14 protein-coding genes and 1 pseudogene are annotated in these 15,207 nt (G+C 45.6%); 14 read left to right on the plus strand and 1 reads right to left on the minus strand.

Annotated elements, in window-relative coordinates; translation table 11 throughout:
* From L103DPR2_RS04670 to L103DPR2_RS04685, 4 genes are read left to right on the plus strand one after another with little or no spacing between them, the layout of a single operon-like run.
* A complete protein-coding gene (locus L103DPR2_RS04670; RefSeq protein ID WP_055359974.1) occupies positions 1-2,901 on the plus strand; it encodes a DEAD/DEAH box helicase family protein in 2,901 nt (966 codons plus the stop codon).
* 43 nt (positions 2,902-2,944) lie between these two features.
* Positions 2,945-3,259 (plus strand): hypothetical protein, encoded by a 315-nt coding sequence (locus L103DPR2_RS04675; RefSeq protein WP_156339855.1) that lies wholly within the window; start codon positions 2,945-2,947, stop codon positions 3,257-3,259.
* 15 nt (positions 3,260-3,274) lie between these two features.
* On the plus strand, positions 3,275-3,826 hold the full coding sequence (locus L103DPR2_RS04680; protein ID WP_055359976.1) for an alpha/beta hydrolase: 552 nt from the start codon (positions 3,275-3,277) through the stop codon (positions 3,824-3,826).
* A 10-nt stretch (positions 3,827-3,836) separates the two neighbouring features.
* Entirely contained in the window at positions 3,837-4,118 is a 282-nt protein-coding gene (locus tag L103DPR2_RS04685) for a hypothetical protein (protein ID WP_055359977.1), read from the plus strand.
* A 293-nt stretch (positions 4,119-4,411) separates the two neighbouring features.
* Here L103DPR2_RS04685 and L103DPR2_RS04690 read toward each other — a convergent pair whose 3' ends face one another.
* Positions 4,412-5,308: a LysR substrate-binding domain-containing protein gene (locus L103DPR2_RS04690; RefSeq protein ID WP_055359978.1), complete on the minus strand. Its 897-nt coding sequence runs from the start codon at positions 5,306-5,308 to the stop codon at positions 4,412-4,414.
* Positions 5,309-5,458: 150 nt separating this feature from the next.
* Between L103DPR2_RS04690 and L103DPR2_RS04695 the strand changes: the two genes are divergently transcribed.
* From L103DPR2_RS04695 to L103DPR2_RS04740, 10 genes and pseudogenes are all read left to right on the plus strand, one after another.
* Positions 5,459-6,208, plus strand: a complete 750-nt coding sequence (locus L103DPR2_RS04695; RefSeq protein ID WP_055359979.1) for an SDR family NAD(P)-dependent oxidoreductase — start codon at positions 5,459-5,461, stop codon at positions 6,206-6,208.
* A 27-nt stretch (positions 6,209-6,235) separates the two neighbouring features.
* The gene (locus L103DPR2_RS04700; protein WP_055359980.1) at positions 6,236-7,225 is read left to right on the plus strand and encodes a TRAP transporter substrate-binding protein; all 990 of its coding nucleotides are present in this window, start codon (positions 6,236-6,238) and stop codon (positions 7,223-7,225) included.
* A 59-nt stretch (positions 7,226-7,284) separates the two neighbouring features.
* Positions 7,285-7,809 carry a TRAP transporter small permease gene (locus tag L103DPR2_RS04705; protein ID WP_055359981.1) on the plus strand — a complete coding sequence of 175 codons (525 nt, stop codon included), beginning with the start codon at positions 7,285-7,287 and terminating at the stop codon, positions 7,807-7,809.
* A complete protein-coding gene (locus L103DPR2_RS04710; protein WP_055359982.1) occupies positions 7,806-9,065 on the plus strand; it encodes a TRAP transporter large permease in 1,260 nt (419 codons plus the stop codon). The genes L103DPR2_RS04705 and L103DPR2_RS04710 overlap by 4 nt, the downstream gene beginning before the upstream one ends.
* Positions 9,066-9,081: 16 nt before the next feature.
* Positions 9,082-9,909 carry a transketolase gene (locus tag L103DPR2_RS04715; RefSeq protein ID WP_055359983.1) on the plus strand — a complete coding sequence of 276 codons (828 nt, stop codon included), beginning with the start codon at positions 9,082-9,084 and terminating at the stop codon, positions 9,907-9,909.
* 11 nt (positions 9,910-9,920) lie between these two features.
* A complete protein-coding gene (locus L103DPR2_RS04720) occupies positions 9,921-10,925 on the plus strand; it encodes a transketolase family protein (protein WP_055361848.1) in 1,005 nt (334 codons plus the stop codon).
* Between the two features lie 281 nt (positions 10,926-11,206).
* A complete protein-coding gene (locus L103DPR2_RS04725) occupies positions 11,207-12,787 on the plus strand; it encodes an ATP-binding protein (protein WP_082466714.1) in 1,581 nt (526 codons plus the stop codon).
* Positions 12,780-13,367, plus strand: a complete 588-nt coding sequence (locus L103DPR2_RS04730; protein ID WP_055359985.1) for a response regulator transcription factor — start codon at positions 12,780-12,782, stop codon at positions 13,365-13,367. The genes L103DPR2_RS04725 and L103DPR2_RS04730 overlap by 8 nt, the downstream gene beginning before the upstream one ends.
* A 471-nt stretch (positions 13,368-13,838) precedes the next feature.
* A complete protein-coding gene (gene arsC / locus L103DPR2_RS04735; protein ID WP_055359986.1) occupies positions 13,839-14,255 on the plus strand; it encodes an arsenate reductase (glutaredoxin) in 417 nt (138 codons plus the stop codon).
* Between the two features lie 210 nt (positions 14,256-14,465).
* A pseudogene (locus L103DPR2_RS04740) lies at positions 14,466-15,058 on the plus strand (tripartite tricarboxylate transporter substrate-binding protein).
* The last annotated feature ends 149 nt before the right edge of the window (positions 15,059-15,207 follow it).

Raw genomic sequence — 15,207 nt, forward strand, 5'->3', positions numbered from 1 at the left:
ATGAAGAAAGATTATCTTCCCCTCTCAGAAGCTTTAACGTTAAAAGTCAACGAATCTTGTATTGGATTAGAAAGTGGTGTTGCTGACATATATGAAATGGTAAGTGAAGCAACAGCAAACCTTCTTCGCTTTTGGTTCCTACAAGACTTTGTTGATTTACGTAGAGGCTTGAATTTTCATACTGGTCAACGTCAATCAATACTCAATACTATCTACGCACACGAAGTTTTAAGCAAGACTTCACTGAAAGATCTCTACAAAACGCTCGCACCTGATGCTTTGGTAAAAGATAGCTTGCTAACACACGTAAGTCAAAGCAAATACAACCATCCAAAATATTGCCTAAAAATGGCAACTGGCACAGGCAAGACGTGGGTCTTACAAGCACTGATGATTTGGCAAATCATCAACAAATTAGAAAATCCATCTGATCTCAGATTTACCAAAAATTTTTTGTTAGTCGCACCTGGTCTTATCGTTTACGACAGGTTGTTAGACGCTTTGAAGGGAAAGGTTAAAGATGGCGTTCGTAACTTTGATACATCAGACATAAAAATATATAGTGAGCTGTTCATACCAGACAACTACAGAGAGGCAGTTTTTAGCTTTGTAAATAACAACACGTGTGAAAAACGTGAGATTGGGAAAAAGGTCACAAGCAATGGACTAATCGCTGTGACAAATTGGAACGCATTGATAACTGAGGATGACGAGTCAGAGCCAGAGGTTGATACCTATGGAGTAGATATTGATCCAGTTGCTGTTATTAAAGATCAACTGCCTATAGTTCCTAATACTACAGCTGGTAATAGTTTGGATGTCTTAGACAACAAGGCAAATAAAGGTGGTGTACTTGAGTACTTGAAGTATTTACCAGACTTGATGAATTTCAACGATGAAGCACATCACATACACGAAGTTCGAAAAGGCGGCGAGTTAACAGAGGTTGAATGGCAAAAAAGTTTGATCGCTATTGCCGCTTCTAAAGGCGAGCGTTTCATACAAGTTGACTTTTCTGCTACGCCCTATAACCAAATAGGAACTGGTGAAAAAGCTAAGAAAGCATTTTTCCCTCACATCATTTCAGACTTTGATTTAACTGAGGCAATCAAATTGTGCCTTGTTAAAAGCATTGCTTTGGATGTGCGTAAAGAAGTCAATGACTTAGAAGATTTGGACTTTAAGGCTGAGCGTGATGAAGAGGGCAAAGTTCAGTTAAGTGAAGGTCAGCGAAAAATGCTTCGTGCTGGCTTAACTAAGCTAAGACGACTTGAGGAGGCATTCAAACTCATTGATGAGAATCGTCGCCCAAAAATGTTGGTTGTTTGTGAAGACACAAAAGTAACGGAGAAGGTCGTTGATTTTTTAATTGCTGAAGGCTTAGAAACAGAAGACGTCTTAGGCATTGATAGCGGCAAAAAAGCGGAACTAAGTGAGGGTGAATGGAAAGAAGTCAAAGAGCAACTCTTCAATGTAGACAAACATCCTAAGCCTCGTGTAATTGTTAGTGTGTTGATGTTGCGTGAAGGCTTTGACGTTAACAACATCTGTGTAATTGTTCCATTGCGTAGCTCTGCGGCAAACATTTTATTAGAGCAAATTGTTGGACGTGGCTTACGTTTGATGTGGCGTGGTGAAGATGTTTACACGGAGATGAGACGTGAGAACAGGGAGCTTTTTGACAAAGGCAAAGAACCTAAAAATCTGATTGATGTGCTGTCAATCGTTGAACACCCTCGTTACAGAGATTGGTATAAGCAGATGCTTGGGAACTTAGTTGGTGAAGTCAGTGATGACTCTTCGACAACAGCAAGTGGTGATCTGATCAACGTTGGGCTTATTGACGGCTACGAAGAATATGATTTTCAAATACCAGTCATTCTGCGTGATGCTGAGGAACTGATTGAAGAGCAAGTTATTCATCCAAAGAATCTGCCGCCTTTTAAGCAGATGGGAATCGCAGAACTCAAGTCAATCATTGGCAAAGGTGATAACTGGATTAGCACTGAGTTACAGAGCGAGACTATGTTTGGTAACTACAAAGTCAGTGGCTCTATATTGAACGTAGAGGGCTACAACGACTACCTTTCACGTGTGACTCATCGCATTAGTTACGCCCTATCTAATCCCGTAGAAAAGGGTGGTCGCAAGAATGTCAATAAACCATTCATAGGCTTTGACACAGTAAAGCTCGCACAAGCGATTGACATTTACATTCGCCAGTATTTGTTTAGTTCTGAATTTGATCCATTTGCTGATGAAAACTGGCGAGTGCTACTGTTACGTGATGTGCTTGATCACATTGTGCGTGTCACAGCATTAGCTTTTTCAGAAAGCTTTGACAAAACGTTTGAAGAAGACGCACAGGTTGAGCACAGGCTGTTGAGTAGTGTTAAGACCTTAACAGTTAGTGAGACTTCTTCAATTGCTACCGTTAAAAGCATCTATGAACGGTTGCCTTTTCCAAAACGAAGTGGCGGGTTGGAGCTTAAGTTTATGGAGTGGTGTAACAAGGACAGTAGTGTTCAGGCATTTTGTAAATTACACGAATACAAGCACGACTTCCTATGGCTTCGCTACGTAAAAGAAGATGGAATGTTGGGTCGCTACTCGCCTGACTTCATTGTGCGTTGCGGGACTAACGTTTACTTGGTTGAGACTAAAGCACAAAGCGATGTGACGAAGGCTAATGTTCAACGAAAGTTAAAGGCGGCTACGTTGTACTGTGAGCGTATTAACAAGCTTCTGCCAGAGCAACGAAACAATGAAATGTGGCATTACGCACTTGTGGGTGAGGGAATTGTTGAGCAGTATTTGAAGGGTAATGGTTTGGTAAGCGAGTTGCTTAACTACGCAAGAGTGAGACAGACATCCACTGCGGATCAGCAAAAGCTGATTTGATCTACGAAAGGGACTTATGCTTTTCTTTACAAGTGCTCCCCTAATGAGTCGTTCGCTGGCACGTGACACTGAGCCACTTGCTAAGCCTACGGGATGGCAAACTGTTTCAAACGCCACTGTTCTTAAAGTTCAAAAAGGAACATACAGAAATGCTGTGTTCAGTGGTGTTTTTCTTGTTGATGAAGTTGAGACGAGTAAACACAAGGATTCAAAAGACGGTTGGTCAATTGCTATCGTCTATTGTTTATGGTTTGGAACAAGACTGAAAACACGTGGCATTGAATTGAAGTATCAAGCAGAAGGTTCTGAGTTGGTTAAGAACTACACAGGCGAAATTGTCTCTAATTTGTCTACTTAAGGGCGTTGATCTTGTATGAACAACGCTGTTTACTACTTGACAGGTATGGGCGGTCGCTTAGACGCAGGCTTGGGGCAAGGCTTGCTAAGTAGGGGCTTTGAGATAGCAGGTAGAGAGTTAGTTGGTGAGTTCAGAAAGTTAGATTTTCAGCAACAAGTTGATCTTGTTGTTAGTGACTTACAAAGTAACTTCTGGCAAGAGGACGCACGTGTCATTGCCAACTCTTTTGGTGCCTACTTGTTCCTACACGCACAAGCACAAATGGAGCCTTACATTGGCAAGGTGATCTTGCTTTCTCCAATCGTTGGTGAGTTTTCTAACGAGGAGACACGAATGAACTTCATACCGCCACTTGCTGACAAACTTCTACAACTTGCGAAGGCAAACAGTTTTCCAATTCCAAAGCAATGCGAGGTTCACGTTGGCTCAGAGGACTGGCAGAGCAATCCCGCAAACGTGACAACGTTTGGCTCAATGTTGGGTATTGATGTGACGGTTGTTCCAAACGCTGGACATATGTTGCCAAAAGAGTATGTTGGTGACTTGTTGGATAAGTGGTTCAACTAAGGAGACTGCTATGTCGTTTTGGAACATCTTTGGAAGGTTTGCTGTGTCAGACACAGGTGAGACGATTCAAAAAGTCTCTGACACAACCAGCATCTCATCTGACGGTACAACTTACACAAAGATGGGTTCAACAACTGTAGGCAGTGACGGTTCAGTGTTTACACAGATGGGCAGTTTCAGCACTGATGGCAGTACACGTATGGGAAGCACAGCGACAGGTTTAGGTGCTGTGTTCAATGACCGCAGAGAAGACAAGTTTGGGTTCAACACAGACGACGATGACAAGTGGTAAGTGCGTTTACACTTGTGTCAGAAGGTTAGTTGTTGTGTACTGCCAAAGCGATTTCTGAAAAGTTTTTGTAGCGGAATAATTCTGCGAACTGAAATTGTTGGAAGTTATTTGTAACTAAAAACGATACGTTTCACTACACACTTTGCTACACACCTGATAAATGACGTTGTATGTTGTTGATTTATAACGATATTTATTTTGTAAAACTTCTCATAATCCTTTGGTCCCAGGTTCAAGTCCTGGTGGGCCCACCATATTGAAAGCCACTGATTTTTTAAGTCAGTGGCTTTTTGTTATTTTCGCTTGTGGTATCCCGTATGCTTTTGAACCCATTCAATAAAGTTCATCACCTCTGGTCTGTGCATGTGACGACTTGGAAACACCATGTGATGGGCCTCAACTTTCAAGCTCCATTCGGTTTTAAATATAGGGACCAGTGTGCCCGCTTGAATCAGTCGATCAGCCATAAAGCTACTGTCAAAAGCAACACCTAGACCCTGCACAGCGGCTTCTAAAGCCATGAAGGTACGTTCAAAGCGATAGGCGTATTGCGGTGGGATGTAGTCAATTTTTCTGCTGGCAAACCAATCATTCCATTGCAAGATGTTCACTGAAGAATTGATCAGCGGCAGGTTGATCAAGTCTTCGGGTTTTTTGATGTTGTGCTGTTTGATGAATTCTGGACTGGCCAGCGGTAGCAAACGCTCTTGATAAATGGGCACCACTTTCACACCTTCCCATACCGGCAATCCGTATCGAATGTCCAAGTCCACCTGAGCGCTGTCAAAGTCGGAAGGCATGACTGAAGAAGACAAGGTGAGAGAAATATCCGGATATGTTTTTGCAAAATCCGTCAATCTAGGCATGAGCCACAGACTTGCAAAACTGGGGCTGCAATGGACGAATAAGGTGTTGTTCACACCTTTGCGCGCATTGTCCGTTGCCACACTGATGGTGTCTAGCGCTCCTGACAAACGGCTTAAATATTCTTGGCCCGAGGTCGTGAGTTGAATCTGCCTGCCAGTTCGGTCAAACAATTTGATCTCAAGTAATTCTTCCAGTTTTGCAATTTGATGGCTGACGGCAGATGGCGTGAGATTCAACTCGATGGCAGCGAGTTTGAAACTTGAGCGACGTGCAGCACTTTCAAACGCCATCAAGCAACTAAGGGGAGGGATAGAAGATCGCATGGTGTGTCTCGAGAAGCAGGTTTTTTAATTGATGAATATTATTCATCTTAAGTTAAGAATTTGTCGCTTTACTTCATCATTCACTTTAACCAGAATTCGTCCCATTCGCAAGAAATGCGAGATTTTCTAAACAAAAGAATGGAGACAAACATGTTGCTGAAAGACAAAGTTGCATTGATCACGGGCGGCGCTGGTCCAAATGGCTTGGGCTTTGCGACTGCAAAGTTGATGGCTGAACACGGTGCCAAGGTTGTCATCATGGATTTGTCGCAAGCCGATCCAGTTAAGGCTGCGGCCACTCTGGGGCCAGATCACATGGGTGTGGTGGGCAACGTCGTGAAAAAACAGGAAGTTGACGATGCCGTTGCGCAGGTGATTGCACGATATGGCCGCATTGACATTCTGATGAACAACGCTGGCATCACCCAGCCGCGCAAAACAGTAGAGATTTCTGAAAGCGACTATGACGCCGTTTTGGATGTCAGTTTGCGCGGAACTTTGCTGGTGTCACAAGCTGTCATTCCATTCATGCAAAAACAAAGGAGCGGCTCCATCATGTCGGTGTCATCCGTCTCTGCACAGCGTGGCGGTGGCATTTTAGGTGGACCCCACTACTCCGCGGCCAAAGCGGGCGTGTTGGGTTTGACACGTGCCATGGCCCGCGAACTGGGACCCGACAACATTCGTGTGAATGCCATTACGCCCGGCCTGATTGCCACTGACATCAGTAAAGGCAAGTTGTCCGAAGAGCAAAAAGATTCCATTCGTCAGCAAATTCCATTGAACCGTTTGGGCGCCGCTGCAGATGTAGCGGGTACTTGCGTGTTCTTGGCCAGTGACCTGTCTGCATATTGCACAGGGATCACGCTCGATGTGAACGGCGGCATGCTGATTCACTGATTTCATAAAAAGTAACAGGAGACAAACATGAAGAAAATTTCGAACTTCCGCCGTTCAGTGCTTGTAGCAACTTTGCTGTCCGCTACCGCATTTGCTGCATTCGCTCAATCTGCTGTCAAACTGACTTTAGGTCATGGCGCAGCTCCTGGCAATCCTCGACACGAAGCATCGGTCAAGTTTGCTGAAGTGGTCAAGGCCAAAACAAACGGCCGCATTGACATCCAAGTCGCTCATTCTGCCCAGCTGGGTGATGATGCCGCCATGGTTACGGCTATCCGCACAGGCGCATTGGACATCACAGCCAATTCCCAAGGTGCAGTGGCTGCTGCAGTACCAGAGTACGCTGCCTATGGCATGCCTTTCATGTTCTCTACACCGGCTCAAGCGTTCAAGGTGTTGGATGGCCCTCTGGGCAAGGAACTGGCAGACAAATCTGCAGAAAAAGGCATGGTTGTGTTGGGATACTGGGACAACGGTATTCGCCACATGACCAACAGCAAACGCCCCATTACCAAAGTTGAGGACATGAAGGGCCTCAAAATGCGCACGCCACCCGACGCTGTTTTGGTGGACATCATGCAGGCGCTGAGTGCTGATCCACAGCAAATCAAATTTGCCGAGCTGTATGTTGCTTTGCAACAAGGTGTGGTGGATGGTCAAGAAAACCCATTGGTCAATATCCACGCTAGCAAGTTGTACGAGGTACAAAAGCATTTGGCTCTGACCAGCCACATGTTCCAGATGACCCCTTTGCTGATCAGCAAGCGCACATGGGATCGCTTGTCTGAAGCTGATCGCAAAGTGATGCAAGAAGCAGCGACAGAGGCAACAGCGTTGCAACGCAAGTTGTCACAAGAGGCTGACGACAAACTCTTGGCTGATCTGAAAGCGAAGGGCGTCCAAGTGACCACTGTCGACAAAGCAGCCTTTGCCAAAGCCACCAGCAAAGTGGACGAAAAATGGCTGGCAACACCCATTGCTCCTTATCTGAAAAAAGTGATCGCTGCATCACGTTAATCGGATAGTCATTCATCAATCATTGCCAGCACGTCAGTACGTGCTGGCGGGAGCCTGTCGTGAAATCATTGATCCATCTGTTGAATGGTGTGGTGGGGTTCGCTTGTCGAACTGTTCTCTACATTACATTGAGTGTGACGTTCTTCATCCTAAGCGCCAATGTGGCTTTGCGCTATGCAGCAGGGTCCAGCTTGGCCTGGGCTTCTGAGCTACCTGAATTGCTCTTTCCTTGGATGATCATGTCTGGCGTTGTTTTGGCGGCCCAACATGGCTCCCACATTGCTGTGGTCATCGTGACTCAACGCATGGGTGCTGCGCGGCGGTGGGTGCTGTCTGCCGGCGCTTTGGCGGTGGCCTATCTGTATGCCTGGTTGGCTTGGATTGCAGTGCCTTTGATGGAAATTGCGGCAGATGAACGCACGCCCATCATGGGTGTGCCCGGCTCCGTCACCGTGGGTTGTTTGATGCTTGGGTTTGTGCTGCTGGCAATCGTGACCCTGTCTCAAATTCCTGGCATTTTGAGTGGTGAGAACGATAGAGACAACGATTCAGAAGAAGACAATTTCACAGGAGTAGGCGCATGACGACGTTGATCATTGGATTGTTTATTCTGGTTGCGCTGCTGTCCATTCCTATTGCACACGCTTTGGTTTTGGCTTCGGTGTGTGGTCTTTGGATTGCTGGACGGGTACCAGTTGATTTGGCCATTCAGCAGATGATCACTCAAACCCAAAGTTTTCCGCTGATTGCCATTCCATTCTTCATGATGACAGGTGCGCTCATGGTGAGCGGAAAACTGGGACAAAGTTTGGTCAATTTGCTGACCATGATGATTGGCCGAGTGCATGGCGGTCCAGCCCAAGTGGGTGTGTTGTCATCTACCATTTTTGGTGGCGTGTCGGGCTCCGCAGTGGCTGATGCCTCTGCCATTGGTTCCATGCTGATTCCGTGGCTTAAAAAATTGGGTTACCCAGCGCCGTTTGCTGCTGGCACATTGGCTGCAGCAGCAACCATTGACATTTTGATTCCACCTTCCATTCCAATGATTGTTTATGCATTGGTCTCTGGTGCTTCTATTGGTGCTTTGTTTGTAGCGGGCATTCTGCCGGGCTTACTGATGTGTGGCGGTTTCATGTTGGTTTGCTACGTACAAGGTCGTCGACGCAATTTCCCGCGTGACACATCGCCATTCGTTTGGCGGGAATTCGCCATTCAACTGCGTCAAGCCGGACCCGCTTTGGCCATGCCGGTGTTGATTATTGTCTTTTTGCGGTTTGGCATTGCAACGCCTACAGAGGTGAGTGTGATGTCAACGCTCTACGCTCTGCTGGTGTCAGGTCTGGTGTACAGCGATTTATCGTGGGCCAAGCTCAAGCATGCTGCTGTTGAAGCAGGTGTGTCTACTGGTGTTGTGCTATTGATCATCATGGCTTCCAGCGTGATTGGTTGGATTGTGACTTATGAGCAAATTCCAGCAGAGTTCACCAAATTTGCTACCGAGACATTGAAGTCACCTTGGTTGATCATTTTGGCCATGAACTTGATCATGCTTGCGACAGGTATGTTCATTGATCTGCCTGCTGCAGTGTTGTTGTTAACGCCCATGTTTGTGCCGCTCGCATCTGCTGTTGGCATGGATTCAATTCAGCTGGGCATCATGATGATCGTCAATCTTTCGATTGGTTTGTATCACCCACCCATTGGTACCACCTTGTTCATTACCAGCACCATTGCAAAAGTACGCATTGGTGATGTGGTGGTTGAACTGATTCCTTTCTACCTCGTGGCCATCGGCTTACTCTTGGGTTTTGCCTATTTGCCTTGGTTGACCATTTACTGATTGATGAGATTACAGAATGTCAAATTTAAAAGAGCTTCAAGAATGTGCATATCGAATTCGCCGCTATGCGCTCCGCATGGGTGAGGTGCAGGGACAAGGCTATATCGGGCAGGCCCTTGGGTATGCCGATGTATTGGCCGTCGCATATGGCCATGCATTGAACATTCGTCCGAACGAGCCGGAGTGGGAAGGGCGTGATCGTTTCTTGCTTTCGCACGGTCATTACGCCATCGCTTTTTATGCGGCGTTAATTGAAGCCGGTGTGATTCCAGAATCCGAGCTTGAAACTTATGGCAGTGACGACAGCCGCTTGCCAATGTCTGGCATGGCCACATACACACCTGGCATGGAAATTTCAGGTGGTTCACTCGGTCAGGGCTTGCCCATTGCAGTTGGAATGGCTTTGGGCCTGCGACACAAAAACAACCCTGCGTTTGTCTACAACTCGATGTCTGACGGAGAGTTGGACGAAGGGTCAACATGGGAGGCAGCCATGTCTGCTGCGCACCATGGTTTATCTAATTTGATTTGCATTGTTGACATTAACAATCAGCAAGCAGATGGTCCCTCTAGCAAAATCCTTGGGTTCGAACCCTTGGCAGACAAATGGATTTCTTTTGGTTGGCATGTTGAGAGGGTGGATGGCAATGATTTGCCTGCTGTACTCAAAGCGTTCGACACCGCAAGAAACCTTCAAGAAGCAAAACCACGCGTCATTCTTTGCAATACCTTAATGGGCAAAGGCGTTCCATTTTTGGAAGTACGTGAAAAAAATCACTTTATTCGAGTTGATGCACCTGAGTGGCAACAAGCCATTGCTGTGCTTGATCAATCAAAACCTTGAGGATGCTTGAGATGAATACCGCAACAGAAAAAAAGCCGCGTCTGACAACGTCAGCCATGATTGCCTCGATCGCATCTGAGGGGCAGCGTGTAAAGGCTGCACCTTTTGGCAAAGCACTTGTGGAATACGCGGCAGACAAGCCCAATGTGGTAGGCCTAACTGCCGATTTGGCCAAGTACACGGATTTGCATTTGTTTGCTCAAGCTTATCCTGAGCGATTTTTTCAAATGGGCATGGCAGAGCAACTCCTGATGGCGGCGGCTGGTGGCATGGCAAAAGAGGGACTCACACCCTTTGCCACAACGTATGCCGTGTTTGGAACGCGACGCGCGTATGACTTTATTCACCAAGTCATTGCTGAAGAAAATTTGAACGTCAAAATTTGCTGTGCACTTCCGGGTTTGACAACAGGTTATGGACCTAGCCATCAAGCCACTGAAGACTTGGCGATGATGCGCGCCATTCCAGGTTTGACCATTGTGGACCCCTGCGATGCCCTTGATTTAGAACAAGCTGTGCCGCAGATTGCCGAACACCAAGGACCCGTCTACATGCGTTTGCATCGCGGTAATGTGCCTCTGGTTTTGGATGAGTACAACTACAAGTTTGAATTGGGGAAAGCCAAAACTTTGCGCGATGGCAAAGATATTTTGATCATCTCCAGTGGCTTCATGACCATGCGCTCTTTGGAAGTGGCGCAGCAATTAGAGGCAGATAAAGTTGATGTTGCTGTGTTGCATGTGCCCACCATCAAACCTTTGGACACTGAAACTATCCTGAAAGAGGTCTCTCGTCCTGGTCGTTTGGTGGTGATTGCTGAAAATCACTCGGTGATTGGTGGCTTGGGAGAAGCAGTGGCTAGCCTCTTAATGCTAGAGGGTGTGCATCCGCAGAATTTCAAATTCATTGGGCTGCCAGATGCGTTCTTAGATGCCGGTGCATTACCCACTTTGCACGACAGGTATGGCATTTCTGCAGAGAAGATGGGTGCTAGGTTGAAGGCTTGGTTGATTTAATTGATGTGGGGTTTTGTACTTCCACATTTGCTTCCACACCTCTGTTGAGTGCATGTAACCTATTGATTTATATTGGTTATTTTTTATTGAAGCTGCTCATAATCCTTTGGTCCCAGGTTCAAGTCCTGGTGGGCCCACCACTTTAAAAGCGACTCATTCGAGTCGCTTTTTTCATGCTGCACAACTTTCACACTTGGTTCGGCTTCTTTAAGTTGTTGACTGTTGAGCAAAGTTCTATTTGTAGTTAGCTGATATAAGGCTGAGGTATAACTTTACAAATAATGACTCATTCAATCAAAAACTTAATTTTAGCGATGGTGTTTTCGCTTGTGTATGTATGCGTTGACTGGCTAAGTTTTATTCATCCTATGGGGCAGCTCAACATCACGCCTTGGAATCCGCCTGCCGCTGTTCAAGTACTTTTCCTAACTTGGGCTGGATTGATGTGGGCTCCGTGGGTTTTTTTCACAATTGGATTTGCTGATTGGCTAATCCGCGATTCAGTTATCTTTTCTTCTTCTGTTTTGATTGGAAATGCGATATTGATTGGCTGCTACTCAAGTATTTCTTATGTCTTGATCAAACTGATGAAAGGTGTTCCGAGACTGCAAAACCGAGTAGAGGTTTTGAAACTGAGTTTGGTCAGCGTGATTGGCGCGGTAGTTACAGCAATCTTGTATGTTGGCTTTCAAACATTAATTGGAAAATTAGTCAAAGACGATTTTGTTGAGGCGAGTTATCGTTTTTTTGTCGGTGATTTATTGGGGCTGGTGGTTGTACTTCCGTTGTCTCTTCTGTTTTTAAATCCATACCGTCAAGAGCAATTTAAGCAAATGTTTAAAAGTCAATCATTTTGGCTATTGTTCTTGGGGCTCCTAATTTGTGAATATTTTGTTTTTTCCTTGCCTATTGCATTGCAGATGAAATATTTTTTCCCACTATTCTTTGCAGTCGGCTTGATTGGTGCGGCGCATTCTTTGCCAGGTGCTACATTTGCCGCGGCGGTGATTCAAGTACCTTTAGTGATCAGTTTTACACAGATAGGCGTGTTGCCCAGTGATTTGATTGATATGCAAATTGTGATGTTTACTTTATCTATGACAGGTTTGCTTATTGGTACTGTTGTTGACGAAAGATTGAATACACAAGAAAAGTTGAAAGAAACATTGCAGTTGGTGGCAGCGGGTGAGTTGGCAGGATCTCTTGCGCACGAACTGCATCAGCCAATGAGTGCTATCAATGCCTATGCTGAATCTGCGATGTTGCTTTCGTCAAGTGAACACACCGAGTTAAACGGAAAAAACAAAGATACATTGCGAAAAACACTAGATCAAATCATCAAAGAGTCGATTCGTGCGTCTGAGATTGTTCGTGGTTTGAGAAGTTTTTTCATCGGAGGTGCTTCAAACATTAAGTTGGTAGATGTTGATCAGTTGGTGATAGATGCAGTTTCGCAGTTAGAAAGCTACGCTCAAAAGTTAAATGTTCAATTAAAGATTGAAAAGCTCAGCGAACCCGTGTGGGTGATGGTGGACATCACTCAAGTGAAAACGGCATTAGGCAACTTGATCAAGAATGCGATAGAGTCAGCCAACTCGGATGGACTCGTTGAGGTAATGTTTGCATTAAATAAGCAGCAGCGAGTTGAAATAAGTATTTTTGATTCAGGTAAAACTCTTGATATCTACGAAACTGAAATTATTTTTAAGCCTTTCTACAGTGGAAAAAAAGATGGTTTGGGATTAGGTTTGTCTATCAGTAAGTCGTTGATTGAAAACAATGACGGATCAATTTCGTACCGATCAAAACCTAAAAAATGTTTTGTTGTTTCATTGCCAACTGGGAACAAAATAGATGTTTGAAAACCAGCTGATATGTATTGTTGATGATGATGCATCTGTGCGTGACTCACTCAGCTTAATGCTTGGTTTGAAAGGCTACGACTGCCGGACTTATGAAAGTGCTGAGTCTTTCCTATCTAGTTTGCCCAATCGCCCCGCTTGTATCATTTTGGATTTGAAGATGACAGGCATGAGCGGACTTGAGCTACAAAACCGTTTGCTCAGTTTAAAGACACCAGTTCAAATCATTTTTCTAACTGCTTTTGCAGATGTTCAAGTGATGCGTGAAGCATTTTTAGGCAATGCCGTGGACTTTTTGGAAAAGCCATTTGTACTTGAACAGCTTTTGGAGTCTATCAATCGTTCATTTCAGAATTTATCTGCCACTACCGAACATATCCATCAAAATCAAAAGCTGAGCTTGCTGACTCCTCGGGAAAAAGAAGTCTTTCATGTTCTTTCCCAAGGGAAAAGTCATCGTGAAATCGGAGAATTACTAAAAATCAGTCCGAGAACGGTAGAGGTTCATAAGGCTAGGGTGATGGAAAAACTGGGAATAAAGACGCTTGCTGACCTTCTACGCATTTCGGTCAAATCTTAAGTTGACATAAGGGCTTGCCCGTACGGCTTGGGGCGAATTTACAAACTGGGGTGGTTTTTCTACATTGGGGCAACTACAGAAAGTTGCAAATGCCCACTTCGAATTCCAACCTCTTCGCTATTGGCTGTTCAATGGTTGGCACCTTGTTGCTGGTCGTTGCACTCATAGTCCATTCGTTGACCGACGAATTCACAGGCTTGTATTTCTTTTCACTTGGTTTATTTGTTGTAGGTTTTATTCTTGATGTGAATGAAAACTAATCAATGAAGGGTCCACTCAGTTTCCAGTGATCGTTCAGTCTGCTATGCGTCAATTTAAATCAAGTTGGCGCTTACCTGCTCCTCCTCCAATCTCATCAGAAAAAGATAACAAATCAGAACGAACGGCATTCATCTTGCATCATTGGCCATAAGCTATCCTGCTCAATGCGAAGTTCTGAAATGATAAAGTTGAGCTAATTAGGAGTTCTTGATGGTCACAATCTTCCATAACCCAAAGTGCGGCACTTCGCGCAATACTTTAGCCCTGATTCGCAACGCTGGTGTCGAACCTGAGGTGGTTCTTTACTTGGAGACACCGCCTTCAAAAGAACAACTCAAGAAGTTGATTTCTGACATGTCCTTGCCAGTCAGGGATGTGCTTCGTCAGAAAGGCACCCCGTACGAAGAGCTAGATTTGGGAAACGAAAAATGGTCTGACGATGATTTGTTGGATTTCATGATGGCGCATCCAATCCTCATCAATCGTCCAATCGTGGTGACATCACTTGGAACCAAGTTGTGTCGTCCTTCTGAGCTCGTGCTTGATATTCTTGTAGAACCCCAGCGCGGCGCATTTACCAAAGAAGATGGTGAAGTGGTGATCAATGAAAAGGGCATGCGTGTCTAAGTTGTCTGATTAACTGTCTATTCTTGAAGAGCTTTCTAAAAGAGTGAATCAAAAGCTTATTTGAAACTCTGCCGCATCAGCTTGCGTATTTCATTCAAGTACAAAGCCTCCCCCTTGTTCGCCAAAGTGACCAATCCAAACCTGGCGTGGTCATTCAGCTAGGGCGTCAGCTTGACTTCTACCTCTACCAAGTGAGGCGCACTGCCGCGGATGGCCAAACACCTGGGTCAACCGGTGATTATTGAAAACTTAGGCGGTGCCAGTGGCGCCATTGCCGCACAAAAAGTGCTGAACGCCCCTGCCGATGGTCACATCATTTTTCAAGGTGGCCCGAACGAGCTGATCTTGGCCCCATTGGCCAACGCAGCGGTGAAGTACAAGAGCGATGAGTTTCGCCTGGTGCAAATGATCACCATCAATCCCATGGCCGTCTTAGCCCGCAAAGACTTACCCGTGAATAACGGCGATGAACTGGTGGCCAACGCCAAAAAGGCTGCAGCATCTGGTGCACCCATGACTTTCGCCAGCGTGGGTCCTGGCTCCATTTACCACTTGCTGGGCGAGCACATGTCCAACTGGTGGAAGAGGGCAAGCTCAAAGTGGTGGGTGTGCTGTCTGCAGACTGCCAAAGCATGTTCAAGAAAGCGCCTACATTGAACGAAAGCAAAGCACTCAAAGATTTTGTCTTTGAAATGTGGTCTGGTTATTTTGTGAGCAAAGATACACCTGAAGCCGTGGTGCAGGCGTTGCACAAGGCTTTGAGTGAAGTGGCCAACGACCCTTCAGTGCGCGAAGCACTGTAGGCGCAGTCGATGATTGTTCCTCGTCCACAGCCGCTGGCTGCCATGAATAAAATTTATGCAGACAACACGGCTCGCTACAGAGGTATTGCCAAGGCCATTAATTTGCAGCCTGAGTAAATGGCAACACTGCTTGACACTTTGAATGAAGA

This window comes from Limnohabitans sp. 103DPR2 (genome assembly GCF_001412575.1).
In the GTDB taxonomy this organism is placed as follows: Bacteria; Pseudomonadota; Gammaproteobacteria; order Burkholderiales; family Burkholderiaceae_C; genus Limnohabitans_A.

Excerpts from the sequence above, each read along its gene's own strand:
- L103DPR2_RS04730 (WP_055359985.1), top strand. The coding sequence starts at position 12,780 with ATGTTTGAAAACCAGCTGATATGTATTGTTGATGATGATGCATCTGTG.
- L103DPR2_RS04670 (WP_055359974.1), top strand. The coding sequence starts at position 1 with ATGAAGAAAGATTATCTTCCCCTCTCAGAAGCTTTAACGTTAAAAGTC.
- L103DPR2_RS04685 (WP_055359977.1), top strand. The coding sequence starts at position 3,837 with ATGTCGTTTTGGAACATCTTTGGAAGGTTTGCTGTGTCAGACACAGGT.
- L103DPR2_RS04675 (WP_156339855.1), top strand. The coding sequence starts at position 2,945 with ATGAGTCGTTCGCTGGCACGTGACACTGAGCCACTTGCTAAGCCTACG.
- L103DPR2_RS04715 (WP_055359983.1), top strand. The coding sequence starts at position 9,082 with ATGTCAAATTTAAAAGAGCTTCAAGAATGTGCATATCGAATTCGCCGC.
- L103DPR2_RS04680 (WP_055359976.1), top strand. The coding sequence starts at position 3,275 with ATGAACAACGCTGTTTACTACTTGACAGGTATGGGCGGTCGCTTAGAC.
- L103DPR2_RS04725 (WP_082466714.1), top strand. The coding sequence starts at position 11,207 with ATGACTCATTCAATCAAAAACTTAATTTTAGCGATGGTGTTTTCGCTT.
- L103DPR2_RS04710 (WP_055359982.1), top strand. The coding sequence starts at position 7,806 with ATGACGACGTTGATCATTGGATTGTTTATTCTGGTTGCGCTGCTGTCC.
- L103DPR2_RS04720 (WP_055361848.1), top strand. The coding sequence starts at position 9,921 with ATGAATACCGCAACAGAAAAAAAGCCGCGTCTGACAACGTCAGCCATG.
- L103DPR2_RS04695 (WP_055359979.1), top strand. The coding sequence starts at position 5,459 with ATGTTGCTGAAAGACAAAGTTGCATTGATCACGGGCGGCGCTGGTCCA.
- arsC (WP_055359986.1), top strand. The coding sequence starts at position 13,839 with ATGGTCACAATCTTCCATAACCCAAAGTGCGGCACTTCGCGCAATACT.
- L103DPR2_RS04700 (WP_055359980.1), top strand. The coding sequence starts at position 6,236 with ATGAAGAAAATTTCGAACTTCCGCCGTTCAGTGCTTGTAGCAACTTTG.
- L103DPR2_RS04690 (WP_055359978.1), bottom strand. The coding sequence starts at position 5,308 with ATGCGATCTTCTATCCCTCCCCTTAGTTGCTTGATGGCGTTTGAAAGT.